The 15,996-nt window shown below is 69.1% G+C and carries 15 protein-coding genes; 9 read left to right on the top strand and 6 right to left on the bottom strand.

Features of this window, described 5'->3' with window-relative positions; genetic code table 11:
• Positions 1–13: 13 nt before the first annotated feature.
• Genes ABTV10_RS18695 through ABTV10_RS18680 form a run of 4 tightly spaced genes read right to left on the bottom strand, consistent with a single transcriptional unit; the run spans position 14 to position 2,053 of the window.
• Positions 14–250 carry a DUF7683 domain-containing protein gene (locus ABTV10_RS18695; RefSeq protein WP_499029279.1) on the bottom strand — a complete coding sequence of 79 codons (237 nt, stop codon included), beginning with the start codon at positions 248–250 and terminating at the stop codon, positions 14–16.
• Positions 247–1,464, bottom strand: a complete 1,218-nt coding sequence (locus tag ABTV10_RS18690) for a colicin E3/pyocin S6 family cytotoxin (RefSeq protein WP_499029277.1) — start codon at positions 1,462–1,464, stop codon at positions 247–249. Before ABTV10_RS18690 ends, ABTV10_RS18695 begins: the two co-directional genes overlap by 4 nt.
• Positions 1,461–1,748: a WXG100 family type VII secretion target gene (locus ABTV10_RS18685; protein ID WP_433606363.1), complete on the bottom strand. Its 288-nt coding sequence runs from the start codon at positions 1,746–1,748 to the stop codon at positions 1,461–1,463. Before ABTV10_RS18685 ends, ABTV10_RS18690 begins: the two co-directional genes overlap by 4 nt.
• Complete coding sequence (locus ABTV10_RS18680; protein WP_499029275.1) at positions 1,748–2,053, bottom strand: WXG100 family type VII secretion target; 306 nt, start codon at positions 2,051–2,053, stop codon at positions 1,748–1,750. The genes ABTV10_RS18685 and ABTV10_RS18680 overlap by 1 nt, the downstream gene beginning before the upstream one ends.
• A gap of 299 nt (positions 2,054–2,352) precedes the next feature.
• Here ABTV10_RS18680 and ABTV10_RS18675 point away from each other — a divergent pair, with 299 nt between their 5' ends.
• The 8 genes from ABTV10_RS18675 to ABTV10_RS18640 all read left to right on the top strand — a co-directional run bounded on the left by ABTV10_RS18675 (position 2,353) and on the right by ABTV10_RS18640 (position 13,244).
• Complete coding sequence (locus ABTV10_RS18675) at positions 2,353–3,345, top strand: AraC family transcriptional regulator (RefSeq protein WP_499029272.1); 993 nt, start codon at positions 2,353–2,355, stop codon at positions 3,343–3,345.
• A 118-nt stretch (positions 3,346–3,463) separates the two neighbouring features.
• Complete coding sequence (gene acmB / locus ABTV10_RS18670; protein WP_499029270.1) at positions 3,464–4,645, top strand: methyl acetate hydrolase AcmB; 1,182 nt, start codon at positions 3,464–3,466, stop codon at positions 4,643–4,645.
• A gap of 74 nt (positions 4,646–4,719) precedes the next feature.
• On the top strand, positions 4,720–8,082 hold the full coding sequence (locus tag ABTV10_RS18665) for an error-prone DNA polymerase (RefSeq protein WP_499029268.1): 3,363 nt from the start codon (positions 4,720–4,722) through the stop codon (positions 8,080–8,082).
• Positions 8,083–8,149: 67 nt separating this feature from the next.
• The gene (locus ABTV10_RS18660; protein ID WP_499029266.1) at positions 8,150–9,805 is read left to right on the top strand and encodes an FAD-dependent oxidoreductase; all 1,656 of its coding nucleotides are present in this window, start codon (positions 8,150–8,152) and stop codon (positions 9,803–9,805) included.
• A 41-nt stretch (positions 9,806–9,846) separates the two neighbouring features.
• Entirely contained in the window at positions 9,847–10,155 is a 309-nt protein-coding gene (locus tag ABTV10_RS18655) for a rhodanese-like domain-containing protein (RefSeq protein ID WP_499029264.1), read from the top strand.
• A 125-nt stretch (positions 10,156–10,280) separates the two neighbouring features.
• A complete protein-coding gene (locus ABTV10_RS18650; protein WP_499029262.1) occupies positions 10,281–12,446 on the top strand; it encodes an MMPL family transporter in 2,166 nt (721 codons plus the stop codon).
• 92 nt (positions 12,447–12,538) lie between these two features.
• On the top strand, positions 12,539–12,805 hold the full coding sequence (locus ABTV10_RS18645) for a metal-sensitive transcriptional regulator (protein ID WP_499029260.1): 267 nt from the start codon (positions 12,539–12,541) through the stop codon (positions 12,803–12,805).
• A gap of 52 nt (positions 12,806–12,857) precedes the next feature.
• A complete protein-coding gene (locus ABTV10_RS18640) occupies positions 12,858–13,244 on the top strand; it encodes a DUF302 domain-containing protein (protein ID WP_499029257.1) in 387 nt (128 codons plus the stop codon).
• A 16-nt stretch (positions 13,245–13,260) separates the two neighbouring features.
• On the opposite strand, the gene ABTV10_RS18635 is transcribed toward ABTV10_RS18640, so the two are convergent.
• Complete coding sequence (locus ABTV10_RS18635; RefSeq protein ID WP_499029255.1) at positions 13,261–14,325, bottom strand: TDT family transporter; 1,065 nt, start codon at positions 14,323–14,325, stop codon at positions 13,261–13,263.
• 91 nt (positions 14,326–14,416) lie between these two features.
• On the opposite strand from ABTV10_RS18635, the gene ABTV10_RS18630 reads away from it, so the two are divergent.
• Complete coding sequence (locus tag ABTV10_RS18630; RefSeq protein ID WP_499029253.1) at positions 14,417–15,310, top strand: LysR family transcriptional regulator; 894 nt, start codon at positions 14,417–14,419, stop codon at positions 15,308–15,310.
• A 99-nt stretch (positions 15,311–15,409) separates the two neighbouring features.
• Here the strand turns inward: ABTV10_RS18630 and ABTV10_RS18625 are convergent, their stop codons facing one another.
• Positions 15,410–15,874 (bottom strand): tRNA (cytidine(34)-2'-O)-methyltransferase, encoded by a 465-nt coding sequence (locus ABTV10_RS18625; RefSeq protein ID WP_499029251.1) that lies wholly within the window; start codon positions 15,872–15,874, stop codon positions 15,410–15,412.
• Positions 15,875–15,996: the final 122 nt, after the last annotated feature.

Raw genomic sequence — 15,996 nt, 5'->3', positions numbered from 1 at the left:
CTCGACCGGCCCTCTACTCGCGGAAGAATCCGACCTGGTAGTCGTAGGATTCGTCCACGATCACGGGCTCTTCGGTGTACTTACCCAACTCCGGAACGAGCGAGGCTGGAACGTCGTACCCATATATTTCAACCTGTAGGTCGATGCCGAGCAGTCGTTTCAGGTCCACGAGATCTATGCCGTTCAAGCGGTATTCGCGCACCAAAAAACCGGATTCCCTGTCGTAGGCCTCTAGATAGTTCATCTTCATCTCCCTGGTTTACGGCCTGGGTCAGGTGGCTTTGTCTGCGTGCCCGTGTTCGGATCATATTCGCCGAGATGTTTGCCGCTCTTGTTGTATTTCTCCACTGCGCCGTGCTGGTAATCCCACTCGTACGTGGTCCCGTCGGCGTCTTCCCACCGCTGCCGGTACCGCGGGGCCAACTTCTTCACGGGCCGTGCGTTCGGGAATCCTGGCAGGTTCTTCGGCGGCGTGACGTAGTTGTGTGAGCTTCCGCCTCCGCCGCTGGTGTTCGCGTTGAACACGGTGGGGTTTGCTTCGAGCAGGGGTTGTAGGTCGGTGGCCACTCCGCCGACCGCGACACCGGCGGCGACCGTGGCTCCGACCGCGACTGCGGCCGCGGTATCGAAGGCGACGAGGACTGTGACGATGGATGCTCCGGCGGCGCTGCCAGCCGCGCCTGCGGCGGCCGCCGCCCCGGTCCCTGCGGTGAAGAAGCCCGCGATGCCCCCGATGATGAGGCCCGCGCCCAGGGCGCCGGCGAGGATCGCGAGGATTTTGTGGTGGGCGTCCTCGATGGTGTCGGCCCAGTCCCGGCATGACGAGGCGAGGCTCTCGTATTGGGTCGCCACCTGCTCGGTGTCGCTGAACACCAGATCCATCTGCGCCAGAGCCTGGGGTATCTCACCTGAGACGATGTCCTCGAGGAGAGGGAAAGCAGATCCGGTCCCGTCTGCTGTGCTGCGGAGTCCTGTCGCGGCGGCTCGCCACGCGTCGCCGAGGGCGCGGAGCTTGTCGGGGTCTCCGTTGGGCCAGGTGTGGCCTTGTAACCAGCTGCTGACCAGGCCCCATCCGAAAGGTTCGTCGGTGTCACCGCCGAACGCTCCCTTGAAGGTCGGCGACGTGCTGGTCGGGAGTTGCGGCGGTGGTCCGTCCGGGGGTTCGGGAGGATTCTTGTTGGCCTTCTCGGTGTTTGCGTGGTTGAGGGCGGTGAAGGCGAGGAGGTCGTGCATCTTTCCGTAGGCGTTGACGAGGGCGGTTCCCGCGGCGACGGCGTCGAATGCCGCCGGGTCGTAGCTCGCCGCCCAGGTGGCGCCCGCGCTGTCGCTCCCGGCGCATCCCCAGTGCGCGTCGAGCGCCGCGGCGAGGGTGTTGATCACTTCCTGCCCGGTGGCCTGAGCTCGTCTGTATAGTTCCGCCGCGTCGGTCACCAGCGTGGAGTCCATGGTGATCGGGGTCGTCAAGGCCACATCCCCATATTGTGTTCGACATTTGCGACGTACCCGTCATGCGCACCCTGTGCGGCGATCTCGAGTCCAGCCAGGGCGGTCTGCATATCCGTCATCTCGCGATGCCAAGTTGTGGCCTGGCCTCGGTGCGCTTCGGCGGCGTCGCCTTCCCAATCGATATGTAGCGCAGCGATTTCACGTTCAACCTCGGCGATGCGCTGCTCGAATTGTCCACCGATTCGGCGGGCTTTCTCGACAAGCGCGAGGATATGTTCGGTGTTCGCGACGTAGCGTGCCATCAGGAGTCGATCTCCAGCCGGATAGTCGACGTCGACCTCGCGTTTTGCTCGTCAGTGCTTGTGTACGCGTTCGCTGCCTGGTGCAGCAAACCGGCGTCGTCGCTCAGGGCCATGGACACGCGTCGCGCCGAATCGACCCATACCGCCCACAGGGCCGCATGGGTGTCGGCCGCATCGCCAGCCCAGTCGTCCGTCATGAGGTTCTCGGCCTCCCGTCGGAGATTCTCGACGTCGTCCCAGAATTCGTCGGCCAATGCGGCCACCCGATTCGCGGTCGAATGCATCCGCTCCGGGTCAGCTCTCATCGTCCCCCCTGGCATTGCGTAACGGGTGACCCCCACCCCTGTCGCGAGATTACCAGGGGCCGTCCTGAGCTCAGTTGACGACTTCGCCACGCTGTCGCCGCACGTCCTGATCGAGGGGCGTCGTCCCAATCACGCTGCGGTGCAGGACCACTACGTCATTGGCCGCGTGGGTGGAGAAGCCCAGCAGCCGGACAGCGGCGGCCACCGGGCGTTCGCGGAGTGGGTGCGGCCTGATCCGCTATCGGTGCGTCGAGGTCGAGATGCTTCCGGCCGAGGACACGGCTGCCTATGCTCCCGGTGTGCCGCCGACCTTCGACCCCCGGACCTGTCGTGAGCGTGCCGCCGGGCCCGTCACCGATTGGGACGAGATCAAGCAGTGGTCGGACTCGGTGTACATGCCGTACGACGTCCGGCCGGTCGGCCGTTCGCTCGCACCGTCCTCGAGCATGTTCGCGACGAAGATCGGTGAGATGACCCTCACCCGGTTCAGCTACGGGATTCCGGTCGCGCTGGGCGAATTCGAGCCCGAGGCGGGCAATATCCTGGTGCTCACCACCCTGAACGGACGGACGCGGCACGAGGTGGCTCCGAAGTCCAGCGTCGACCTGACGACCGGACAGACGTTCGTCGTCGACTGCAGTCGGGTCGATTACAGGTTCGATGCCGACGCGGACCATCTTCAGCTCAACCTCACGATCCCGCACCGGTTGTTGGCCGATCTGGCGCTGCGGTGGTGGGGGCGGGCTCCGGACGACCGGTTGTGGCGGCACAAGTGTGTCATCGGCGGCCCGGACAGCCCGTGGCCGGCGTTGTTGGACTACGTTTCGCGGACCCTGGCGACGGACCGGGATGTGATCGCGCACGGCCGCATCGGGATCAATCTGCAGGAACTCATCGCGGCGCAGGTGCTCGAGGAATGGGCGGCGAGAGCCGGCGTCGACCTGGCGTCGGCCACGGCGGTCCCCGCCCCGGGCTACGTGAGGCGGGCGGTGCGCTACATCGACGACAACGCGCGCGACATCCCGACAGTGGCCGAGGTGGCGCAGGAGGTCGGTGTGAGCGTCCGGGCGCTGTCCGGCGCCTTCCGCGAGTATCTCGGGATCACTCCACGGGACTGTCTCCGCGAGCATCGGCTCGAGGGAGTGCGGCGAGAGTTGTCGTCCCAGGCGGCGACCACTGTCGCGGCCGCTGCCGGTGCGTGGGGGTACGTCAACATGGGTGTCTTCGCCGCGGCCTATCGGCAACGGTTCGGCGAGAACCCGTCCGACACCCTGCGTCGCGCCGGAGGGTGACGCCGATCACCGATACCTGCCGGTTCGAGACGGTGGATGCCGATCGGGGACGTGGGCGCCTCGGAAATTCCCATAGCTTGCTCTCCGTACGAGGCCGACACTTGGCGGGAGAGATACTGTGGAACAACGTGATTCGAAGCTGAACTCCGTGCTCGACGGCGTGACCGGTGCCGGGGCCGGCAAGGTGCCCGGTGTGGTCGCGATGCTGACCGACCGCAGCGGGACCGTGTACGAGGGCTCGGCCGGAGTTCGGTCGATAGGCGACGCCCAGCCGATGACACCCGACACCGTCTTCGCCATGTTCTCGACGACGAAGGCGATCACCGGCGCCGCCGTGCTGCAGTGCGTGGAGGACGGGCTCCTCGATCTCGACGCCCCGGCGTCGAACTACCTGCCGGAGATCGGGAAGCTCGAGGTGATCGACGGGTTCGATGCGCAGGGGGTGCCGGTACTGCGGGCGCCCAAACGCGCGATCACGACGCGCATGCTGCTGCTGCACACCGCCGGATTGGGATACTCGTTCTTCGACGAGACCTATCACCGGTTGACGGTCGAGCACGGCCAGCCGAGCGTCATCACCGGCACGAAGGCCGCGCTGACGACGCCGCTGCTGTTCGATCCGGGCGAGCGCTGGCAGTACGGGTCGAACATCGACTGGGCGGGGCTGGTCGTCGAGGCTGTGCGGGGCGAGCGTCTGGGCGACGTGATGTCCGAGCGCATCTTCGCCCCCTTGGGGATGTCGGACACGGCCTTCACGCTCGACGACGCGATGGAGCGGCGGCGGGCGACGATCCATCAGCGGCGGCCGGACGGCGTGCTCGAGCCGCTCGACCTGGTGCTGCCGCAGGACCCCGAGGTGCACATGGGCGGCCACGGCCTGTACTCGACGGTGGGCGACTACACCAGGTTCCTGCGCATGTGGCTGAACGACGGGGCAGGTGAACACGGTCGCGTCCTTGCGCCCGAAACGGTGGAGCAAGCGGTCGTGAGCGGGTTGGACGGTCAGCGCGTGACGATGCTGCCCGGGGTCGAACCGGAGCTGTCGAACGATGCCGAGTTCTTCCCCGGGAAGCCGAAGTCCTGGGCGTACACGTTCATGGTCAACGACGAGCCGGCGCCGACCGGACGGCCGGCGGGCGCGCTCGCCTGGGCCGGGCTCGCCAACCTCTACTACTGGATCGACCGGCGCAACGGCATCGCGGGCATGTGGGCCGCGCAGGTGCTGCCCTTCGCCGACTCCGCATCGCTCGGGGGCTACCTCGAGTTCGAGGCGACTGCCTATCGCACTCTGTGGCAGTAGGGCCACCGCCCGGCAGGGATGCTCTCGTTGACCCTGCCGGGCGCGCGTGGCACACTCGAACATGAGTTCGAAAGATGCGTCTTCCCCTCCGCGTCTTCCCGTGCGTGCAGGTCCAGGCTCCGCCGGACCTGCGGGAAGGTTGCAGCTGGATGGGTTGGGGCAACGGTCCGCCGACGTGGGCGGAGATGGAACGGGTGCTGTCGGGGCGCCCGGGTGGCCGACGTGACGGGCAGTTCCCGGGCGACGGCAGCGACAGTCCGGCCTGGTCCCGCAAGCGTGGCGCGTACCTGGCGGAGGATCCCGCACGCCCGGTCGGCGCCACCGTGCCGTACGCCGAACTGCACGCCCACTCGGCCTTCAGCTTCCTCGACGGCGCCAGCGCGCCCGAGGAACTCGTGGAGGAAGCCGTGCGGCTCGGTCTGGACGCCATCGCCCTGACCGACCACGACGGGATGTACGGCGTGGTCCGGTTCGCCGAGGCCGCGAAGGAACTGGGCATGCGGACGGTGTTCGGGGCCGAACTGTCCCTGGATGCCACCCCGCGCACCGGTACTCCCGACCCGGACGGCACACACCTGCTGGTGCTGGCCCGCGGGCAGGAGGGGTATCGGCGGCTGTCCCGGCAGATCGCGGCCGCGCACCTGGCCGGCGGGGAGAAGGGCAAGCCCCGTTACGACTACGACGCGCTCACCGAGGCGGCGGGCGGGCACTGGCAGATCCTCACCGGCTGCCGCAAGGGGCACGTGCGCAGCGCCCTCGCCGCGGGCGGCCTCGACGCAGCCGAGGCGGCGCTGGCCGATCTCGTCGACCGCTTCGGCGTCGACCGGGTCACCGTCGAACTCACTCATCGCGGGTTGCCCGAGGACGACGAGATCAATGCGCAGCTCGCGGAACTCGCGGCGCGCCAGGGTCTTCCCGTGATCGCCTCCACCGCCGCACACTTCGCCGACCCGTCCCGCCGCCGGCTCGCGATGGCGATGGCCGCGGTGCGGGCCCGGCAGAGCCTCGACGAGGCTGCGGGTTGGCTCGCCCCCACCGGGGGTGCGCACCTGCGGTCCGGGGCCGAGATGGCGCGGCTGTTCGCGCACTGCCCGCAGGCCGTCGCGGCGGCCGCCGAGTTGGGGCTCGAGTGCGCGTTCGATCTGCGGCTCATCGCGCCGAAACTCCCGCCGTTCGACGTCCCGGACGGGCACACGGAAGCGAGCTGGCTGCGCGAGCTGACCATGCAGGGCGCCCGCCGGCGCTACGGTCCGCCGTCCGGAAACCCCGCCGCGTACGCGCAGATCGAACACGAACTCGGGATCATCGAACGGCTCACCTTCCCGGGCTACTTCCTTGTGGTCCACGACATCGTCTCGTTCTGCAAGAACAACGACATCCTCTGCCAGGGAAGGGGATCGGCCGCCAACTCGGCGGTCTGCTACGCGATCGGCATCACCAACGTCGACCCCGTCCGCAACCAGTTGCTGTTCGAACGGTTCCTCTCGCCCGAACGCGACGGCCCGCCCGACATCGACGTCGACATCGAATCCGACCGCCGCGAGGAGGCCATCCAGCACGTCTACGCCAAGTACGGCCGCGAGTACGCCGCGCAGGTCGCCAATGTCATCACCTACCGCGGCAAGTCGTCGGTGCGGGACATGGCGCGGGCGCTCGGGTTCTCCCAGGGCCAGCAGGACGCGTGGAGCAAACAGGTCAGCCGGTGGACCGGCGTCGGTCAGGAGACCGGCACCGACATCCCGCGCGCGGTGCTGGAGTTGGCCGCGCAGATCGAGGGCTTTCCCCGGCACCTCGGTATCCACTCCGGCGGCATGGTGATCTGCGACCGTCCCATCGCCGACGTGTGCCCGGTCGAGTGGGCGCGCATGGAGAACCGCAGCGTCCTCCAGTGGGACAAGGACGACTGTGCCGCAGTGGGATTGGTGAAGTTCGACCTGCTCGGCCTCGGCATGCTCTCGGCGTTGCACTACATGATCGACCTGGTCGCCGAGCACAAGGGAATGGTGGTGGACCTGGCGCAGCTCGACCTGTCCGAGCAGGCGGTCTACGAGATGCTGCAGCGGGCCGACTCGGTGGGCGTGTTCCAGGTGGAGTCGCGGGCCCAGATGGCGACGCTGCCGCGCCTGAAGCCCCGCAACTTCTACGACCTCGTCGTCGAGGTGGCGCTCATCCGGCCCGGCCCGATCCAGGGCGGGTCGGTGCACCCCTACATCCGTCGCCGCAACGGGCGTGAACCGGTCGTCTACGACCATCCGTGCCTCGAGAGGGCGCTGAGCCGCACGCTGGGCGTGCCCCTGTTCCAGGAACAGCTCATGCAGATGGCCGTCGACGCCGCCGGTTTCACCGCCGCCGAGGCGGACCAGTTGCGGCGGGCGATGGGTTCCAAGCGGTCGCCCGAGAAGATGGAGCGGCTGCGTGGACGGCTCTACGACGGCATGCGGGAGTTGCACGGCATCACCGGCGACGTGGCCGACCGCATCTACGAGAAGCTGTACGCGTTCGCGAATTTCGGTTTCCCCGAAAGTCATTCGCAGTCCTTCGCCTCGCTCGTCTTCTACTCGTCGTGGTTCAAGCTGCACCACCCGGCGGCGTTCTGCGCCGGGCTGCTGCGCGCCCAGCCGATGGGCTTCTACTCGCCGCAATCCCTCGTCGCCGACGCCCGCCGACACGGGGTGCGGGTGCACGGGGCGGATGTCAACGCGAGTCTCGCGCACGCCACGCTCGAGGCCCACGGCACCGAGGTGCGGTTGGGGCTGGGGGACGTCCGGGGGATCGGAACCGCACTGGCCGAACGCATCGCCGCCGCGCGAGCGGAGGACGGCCCGTACCGGTCGATCCTGGACCTGACCGGCCGGATCGAACTGACCACCGCGCAGGTCGAGTCCCTTGCGACGTCCGGTGCGCTGGGCTGCTTCGGGCTTTCCCGGCGCGAGGCGCTGTGGGCGGCCGGCGCGGCCGCGGGGGAGCGCCCGGACCGGCTCCCCGGCACGGGCGCGTCTACCCGCGCACCCACTCTGCCCGGCATGAGCGACGTCGAACTCGCCGCCGCCGACGTGTGGGCCACCGGGATCTCGCCCGACAGCTACCCGACGGAGTTCCTGCGCCCCCAACTCGAGGCGTTGGGTGTGCTCCCCGCGTCGCGGCTGCTGGACGTACCGGACGGGGACCGGGTGCTGGTCGGGGGAGCGGTGACGCATCGGCAGCGGCCCGCGACCGCCGCCGGCGTGACCTTCCTCAACCTCGAGGACGAGACCGGAATGGTCAACGTCGTGTGCTCGGTCGGTCTGTGGGCGAAGTACCGCAAGCTCGCCACCAGCGCCCCGGCGCTCCTGGTGCGCGGGAAGGTGCAGAACGCGGAAGGCGCGGTGACCGTCGTCGCGGATCACCTCCAACTCATGGACCTGCGGATGTCGACCAGGTCGCGGGACTTCCGCTGAGAGCAGCTTCACACCCTGTGAGATACCCCCTGGGGTATAGTCGGTCGCAACATCGAGGAGGTAGATCGTGAAGGTTGTCATCGTCGGAGGTGTCGCCGGCGGAATGTCCGCGGCCACCCGCATGCGTCGTCTGGACGAGTCGGCGGAGATCGTCGTCTTCGAGCGCGGCGCGCACGTGTCGTTCGCGAACTGCGGTCTGCCCTACTACGCCGGCGGCGTCATCGAGGACCGCGACGAGCTGCTGCTGCAGACGCCCGAGAGTCTCGGCGCCCGCTTCCGGCTCGACGTCCGCGTCCGCAGCGAGGTCGCCGCGATCGATCCCGACGCCCGCACCGTCACCGTCCACGACCTCGCGTCTGGCGACACCTACGTCGAGAGCTACGACGAACTGGTGCTCAGCACCGGCGCGAGCCCCATCGTGCCGCCGCTGCCCGGCGTCGAACGCGCGCTGATCCTGCGCGACGTCGAGGACGTCGACCGCCTGGTCGAGCAGATCGAGTCGGCGCAGATGTCCGGGGCGCCCAGCGCGGTCATCGTCGGGGCCGGTTTCATCGGCGTCGAACTGGCCGAGAACCTGCGCCACCGCGGACTCGACGTCACCGTCGTGGAGCTCGCCGACCAGGTGCTCGCGCCGCTCGACCCGGAGATGGCCGCCCCGGTCGCCGACCGGATGCGCGAGAACGGCGTGCGCCTCGAGCTCGGCACCCAGCTGACCTCGATCGGGGCGACCACCGCCGACCTCGCGGACGGGCGCACCGTCCCGGCCGACGTCGTCGTCATGGCGATCGGCGTCCGGCCCGAGAACGCGCTCGCGAAGATGGCGGGCGCCGACCTGGGCGAGCGCGGTGGCGTCGTGGTCGACGATCAGATGCGCACCTCCGTCCCGCACATCTTCGCGGTCGGCGACGCCGTCGAGAAGCGTGACGCGGTGGGCGGTGGCGTCGCGATGATCCCGCTCGCCAACCCGGCCAACCGGCAGGGCCGCCTGGTGGCCGACGTCATCGCCGGCCGTGCGGTGCGCGCCACGGCGTCGTCGGGCACCGCGGTGGTCGGCGTGTTCGGGCTGATCGTCACGGCGACCGGCTGGAACGAGAAGCGACTGCGTGCCGCGGGTCGTCCGTACCAGGCGATTCACACGCATCCGCAATCGCACGCCGGCTACTACCCGGGTGCGCAGCAGATGGCGATCAAGCTGCTGGTCGATCCCGAGACCGACGCCATCCTCGGCGCCCAGGCCGTGGGCGGCGAGGGAGTCGACAAGCGGATCGACATCATCGCGACCGCGATGGCCGGCGGGATCACCGCGTCGGAGCTCGCGGACCTCGAACTGGCCTACGCGCCGCAGTTCGGTTCGGCCAAGGATCCGGTGAACATGCTCGGCTACATCGCCGACAACATGCGCTCCGGCGACACCCGCACCGTCCAGTGGCACGAACTCGATACCCTGATCGCCGGCGGCGCGTCGCTGGTGGACGTCCGCACCGCCGACGAGTTCGCGGCCGGCGCCATCCCCGGCGCCGTCAACGTCCCGCTCGACGAGCTCAGGGATCGGGCCGGCGACCTGCCGGCCGGAGACCTGATCGTGCACTGCCAGGTGGGTCAGCGCGGCCACACCGCGGTGCGCCTGCTCGCAGGGCTGGGTCGGCCCGCGGCCAACCTCGACGGCGGATACAAGACGTGGGACGCGGGGCGGCACGCGAACGTGCCGGCCGGCGTGGCATGACACAGTCGCCTGAACCATCGAACACATCCGGAAGGAACCCCATGCGCGAAATTGACGTGACCGAACTCGAATCGGTGCTGGCGACCGGCGCCCCCCTCATCGACGTCCGGGAGTCGGACGAGTTCGCCGAGGTACACGTCCCGGGCGCCGTCTCGATTCCGCTGAGCGAGTTCGTCGCGCGTGTCGACGAGGTTCCCGCCGACGGCACCGTCTACATGATCTGCGCGGTCGGTGGGCGCAGCGGCCAGGCCGCCGAGTACCTCGCGGCCCGCGGTGTCGATGCTGTGAACGTCGTAGGCGGCACCATGGCGTGGATGCAGTCCGGCCGCGCCGTCGAGTCCGGCAAGTAGTTCCACCCGAACCCGGTCGAAACCGAGTGGTTGTCGACCGGGTTCTCTTTGGCCCCTTCATATACCCCCACCCGTATTTTCCTCATCTGATTCCCGAGTCCGATCCAGAACCGAAAGGCATCCCCATGACCACCACCGGACAGCGGCGGGACATCCCGCCGCCATCCACCGAGTCCGTCGGCGGACCGCTCGCCCGGCTCGGTGCCGCGATGGCCGACAACTTCACATGGGTGATCACCGCGTGGCTCGTCCTGGTCGTCGCCCTCGGTGCCGCAGCGCCGTCGGTGTTCAGCTCGCTGGCCGGCGCCGGCTGGCAGGCCAACGGCTCCGAGTCGGTCAAGGTCCGCGAGCTCGCGCAGGAGCACTTCGGCGGCAACGCATCGTCGGCCGTCCAGGTCGTCGTCCACTCCGACGACAAGCCGCTCGCCGACCCGGCCGTCCAGCAGGTGCTGGGCGAGGCGACGTCGGTGCTGAAGGCCGACGCCCGCATCGGCGAGGTGATCCCGCCCCAGCCCGGCATGACGATCAGCCCCGACGGGCACACCGGCATCCTGGTCGCCGGCGCGAACGCGAACACCGACGACATGGTGCGCGCGGTCGACGATCTCGGTGGTGACCTGAAGGCGCTCTCCGGCGACGGCATCGACGTCTACCCGACCGGTGCCTCGGCGTTGTGGAGTGACTTCAACAAGGCCAACCACGACGCGATGATCAAGGCCGAGATGTTCTCGTGGCCGGTCACTCTCGCGATCATGGTGCTCGCGTTCGGCTCGCTCGTCGCCGCCGGCCTGCCGCTGCTGCTGACGATGGCCGGTCTGGTCGCGTCCGCCGGTGCGCTGGTGCTGCTCAACGAGATCACTCCGATCTCGGTGTGGGCCATGAACTTCGCGATGATGTTCGCCCTGGCGCTGGGCATCGACTACGCGCTGTTCCTCGTCGTGCGCTTCCGGGACGCACTGCGCAAGAACGCCAACTCCCGCCTGGCGGTCGCGGAGACGATGGACACCGCCGGCAAGGCCGTGCTGCTGTCGGGCTTGACGGTGCTGGTGAGCCTGTCGGCCGTGCTGCTGGTGCCTGCCCCCGCCGTGCGGACGATGGCAGTCGGCATCATGCTCGCGGTCGTGTTCGTGCTGGCCGCGACGCTGACACTGCTGCCCGCGGTGCTGGGCAAGCTCGGCCGCAGAGTCAACGCCGGTTCGCTGCCCTACGCCAAGAAGCAACAGAACCAGACGGACGGCTCGCCGCTGTTCCGCAAGTGGGGCCAGCTGCTGGACCGGCACCCGTGGCCGTTCGCGGTAGCGTCGGTCGCCATCCTGATCGGTATCGCCATCCCGATCGGCGGCCTGAAGGTCGCGATGCCGTCGATCCAGGTCGTCCCCGAGGACGCGGCCGTGCGTCAGGGCTACGAACTGGTGCAGGAGCAGATGGGCGTCGGCGCGCCCGGCGCGCTGCAGATCGTGGTCCCCGAGGCCGACGCGCCCGCTGCGGCCCAGGCGGCGGCAACCGTCAACGGTGTGGCCGCGGTGACGCCCGCGATGCCGGCGTCGGACGGGTCCGGTCTGGTGATGATGCAGGCGCTGCCGACCGTCGATCCGTCGGATCCCGCGCTCGGCGGCACGCTCGACACGCTGCGGGCGCAGCTGCCCGACAGCGCCCTGGTCGGCGGTGCGCCGGCGGAGAACCTCGACCTGCAGCAGGCGCTGAACGACTACCTGCCGATCGTGATCGGCGTGATCCTGGTGCTGGGCTTCCTGCTGCTGCTCGTGGCGCTGCAGGCCCCGCTGGTCTCGCTGATCGGCACCGTCGTGAGCCTGCTGTCGACCGCTGCGGCGTTCGGTGCGTCGAAGCTGATCTTCCAGGACGGGCACCTGTCCAGCCTGCTCGGCTTCACCCCGCAGGGCTTCCTCGACGGCTGGGGGCCGGTGTTCTTCTTCGCAATGATCTTCGCGATCGCGATGGACTACACGGTGTTCCTGCTGTCGACCGTCAAGGAACAGTACGAGACGACCGGCGACGCGCGCGGTGCCCAGATCTCGGGCATGGCGCACTCGGGACGGGTCATCTTCGCGGCCGCGGCGGTCATGGTGGGCGTGTTCTTCAGCTTCGCGCTGGCCGAACCGCTGCCGCCGAAGGAGATGGGCATCCTGCTCGGCATCGCCGTCCTGCTCGACGCCGTCCTGATCCGGTTGGTGCTGCTGCCGGTGCTGCTGCGGCTGACCGGCAACGCGGCCTGGTGGTCGCCGAACTGGCTGCGCAAGGCCCTGCCGAACATCACGTTCTCCCACGGGTGATTCCGGGACCGGATCCGGCTGATGATCGTGGTCACAGCCGGATCCGGTCGGATACCCCTGTGGGTAATCTGGACGTAGAACGAGGAGGTCTCATGACCGGAGACGAAGAGAGCATCGCGTTGGTGCTCAACCGCCTGCGCCGCGCGCAGGGACAGTTGGCCGGAGTCATCTCGATGATCGAGAGCGGTCGCGACTGCAAGGACGTCGTCACGCAGTTGGCGGCGGTGTCCCGGGCACTCGACCGGGCCGGATTCAAGATCGTCGCGACGGGACTGCGTGAATGCCTGGCCGGTGACGGCAAGGCGTCCGAGCCGCTCACCGAGGCCGAGCTGGAGAAGCTGTTCCTGGCACTGGCGTGATTGCCGGGGACTGGCAACGGGCACCCGAACCGACAACCGTGAGGAGTCAGTGATGGATCTGGGAATCTCGACCCGCTTGAACGCCGAGTTCGACGACGCGATCGCCAAGACGCGGGCAGCGCTGCAGGAGCAGGGTTTCGGTGTCCTCACCGAGATCGACATGCAGGCGACGCTGAAGGCGAAGATCGGCGCCGAGATGGAGCAGTATGTCATCCTCGGCGCCTGCAACCCGCAGCTCGCGCACCGCGCGGTCGGCGTCGACCGTCAGATCGGCCTGCTGCTGCCGTGCAACGTCGTCGTCCGTGCCGACGGCGACGACGTGATCGTCGAGGCCATGAACCCGGCGCTCATGGTCGAGGTGACCGGGGAGCCCGAGCTCGAGTCCGTGGCCGCCGAGGCGACGACCCGGCTGCAGGCCGCGATCGACGCCCTGGCCTGACCCCTCGCGGTCCGGCTCAGGCCGGCGCCGGCAGCGCCCTGGTCCGAACCCGGTGTGCGGTGTGCACTGCCACCACACACCAGGCGACGACCAGGGCGCACAGAAGGACCACCGACAGCAGTCGCGGAATGTCGAAGTCGCCCGCGACACCGAACGCCCCCATGCCGACGGCGCACGCGCCGACCGGGAAGATGAAGCTCCACCAGCTCATGGTGAAGGTCAGGCCCTGACGGAAAGCGCGGGCGGTCACGACGCAGACCGCGGCGATAGCGACGATCATGACCGTCCCCATGAACAGCCCGTAGCCCAGACCGAACAGGTGCAGTGCGTTGGCCGCGTCGTGACCGACGGCATGCTCGGCCGCGGTGCCCAGGTTGTTGGCGGCCGCGATCGACTGCCCGACGATGCCGAGCGGGATCCACATGGTCGGCAGCGCCTGCAGCGGCGGCAACCCGCGCTCGCGGAACTCGCGTCCGACCATCGCGACGATGAACAGGGCGAAGACCAGCGCCAGCGTGAACAGCGCGTAGCAGCCCGCCAGCATTGCGACCCGAGGCCACCCCGCGGGCAGGTGATTCACCAACGCGGCACCCGTCGCGGCCGACACCATCGGCGGCACCACCGGCATCAGCCAGGCCGGGACCGGGGTGCCGCGGTCGGCGACCCCCTGCAACCGCATCGCCATCACCGCGCTCGTCACCAGTCCGCCGACGGTGCCGATGGCCCACAACGTGCCCGCGATGGCGAAGGCGACGTCGGCCGGCAGCACGGTCGACCCGACCGCCGCGGTGCCGGCGCCCACGGTGAGCACGGCCATCGGCAGTGCGCCGTAGAACGGGAACATCGTGGCGCTGCGGGCATAACCGCGGGCGTGCTCGGTGTGCCGGACCCAGTGCACGACGAAGGCGGTCACCAGCACCGCCAGCAGGGCCGTGGCCAGCAGCCAGAAGGCGAGCGCGATGCCGCGTCGTCCGGGCAGGTTCACCGGCAGCGACGACGTGGCGACGGCGATGATTCCCGTGCCCATCACCATGGCGAACCAGTTGGGGGTCAGGTGTGCCAGACGCGGAGCAGTAAGCATGAAAACAACTGTGGTGTCCAGACGTTGTTCCCGGTAGAAGCCTCGGGGTGGACGGGATACAAACGCCGTTTGTGGGTCTAGCCTTGGGGGTATGCCGCTTTCGAACCGTGTTCCCGAACTCGCCGCACTGGACGTGCTGGTCGCGGTGGGTCGACTCGGGAGCATGGGTGCGGCCGGACGCGAGCACGGCCTCAGTCAGCAGGCCGTCAGCGCGCGTGTGCGCTCCGCGGAGCGTCAGCTAGGGCTACGGGTGTTCGATCGCGGCGCGGGCGGAGTCCAGCCCACCGCCGAGGGCGCGCTCGTCCTCGAATGGGCGTCGGCGATTCTCGACTCCGCCGAGGAACTCGCATCCGGCGTCGCGGCCCTGCGTGGCGAACGGGACGCCAACCTCACCGTCGCCGCCAGCATGACCATCGCCGAATACCTCGTCCCCGGATGGACGGTGACGATGCGGCGCAAGTACCCGAACGTCGTGACGTCGGTGCGGCTGCTGAACTCCACCGAGGTCGCCACACAGGTGCGGGCGGGGGAGGCCGACCTCGGATTCGTCGAGGGCCCCGTCGCCCCGGACGGGCTGCGCTCGGTCGAGGTGGCCCGGGACGAACTCGTCGTCATCGTCCCGCCCGGACACAAGTGGACCCGCCGGGCACCGATCGCCATGACCGAACTCGCGACCACACCACTCATCCAGCGCGAATCCGGATCCGGCACCCGCACGACACTCGAGCACGCGGTGCCCGGCTGCGTCGATCCGCTCCTCGAACTCACGTCGTGCACCGCGGTGAAGGCGGCCGTCGTCGCCGGCAACGCGCCCGCAGTGGTGTCGTCACTGGCAGTCGAGGCCGACCTGGGCGACGGCCGGCTCGCGTCCGTCGAGGTCGACGGACTGCGCATGCCGCGCCGGCTGCTCGCCGTGTGGGACGAGACGCGCGGACTCCGCGGCGCCGCCCGCGACTTCCTCGACATCGCCCGCGCGGGAAGCTAGACGCCGCCGGCGCCGAGCCACCTATTCGCCTCCGGCGCTGGAGCCGTCTATTCGCCTCCGGCGCTGGAGCCGTCTATTCGCCTCCGGCGCTGGAGCCGTCTATTCGCCTCCGGCGAAGCCATGCTGTCGCCAGGCCTCGTACGTGACGACCGCCGCGGCGTTCGACAGGTTCAGCGACCGCCGGCCCGGGACCATCGGGATCCGCACCTGCGCGGTCACGTGCGGGTCCTCGAGTACATCCTGCGACAGTCCGGTCGGTTCCGGCCCGAACAACAGGATGTCGCCCGGCTGGTAGGCGATGTCGGCGTACGACGTGGACGCGTGCGCCGTGAACGCGAACACCCGCTCCGGCTGCAGGGCGGCCCAGGCCGCGTCGAGGTTCTCGTGCACCGTCACCGACGCCAGGTCGTGGTAGTCGAGTCCCGCCCGGCGGAGCTTCGGTTCGGACAGGTCGAACCCGAGCGGTCCCACGAGGTGCAGTTCGCACCCCGTGCCGGCGACCATACGGATCGCGTTGCCGGTGTTGGGTGGGATGCGGGGCTCGTGGAACATCACTCGGAACACCACGGGAATGTATCAATCCGGGTATGCGTGATCCGTTCGCGAACTCGAATGGATCGTGAACCGGCCACCGTCTCGGCGCCGCCGGGGATCAGCCGAATGCGATCGCGCCCGCCCGAAGGCCG

Source organism: Paraburkholderia sp. RHO2, from assembly GCF_050955445.1.
Classification (GTDB): Bacteria; Actinomycetota; Actinomycetes; order Mycobacteriales; family Mycobacteriaceae; genus Prescottella; species Prescottella agglutinans_A.
This window is presented reverse-complemented; position numbering and strand designations above follow the sequence as displayed.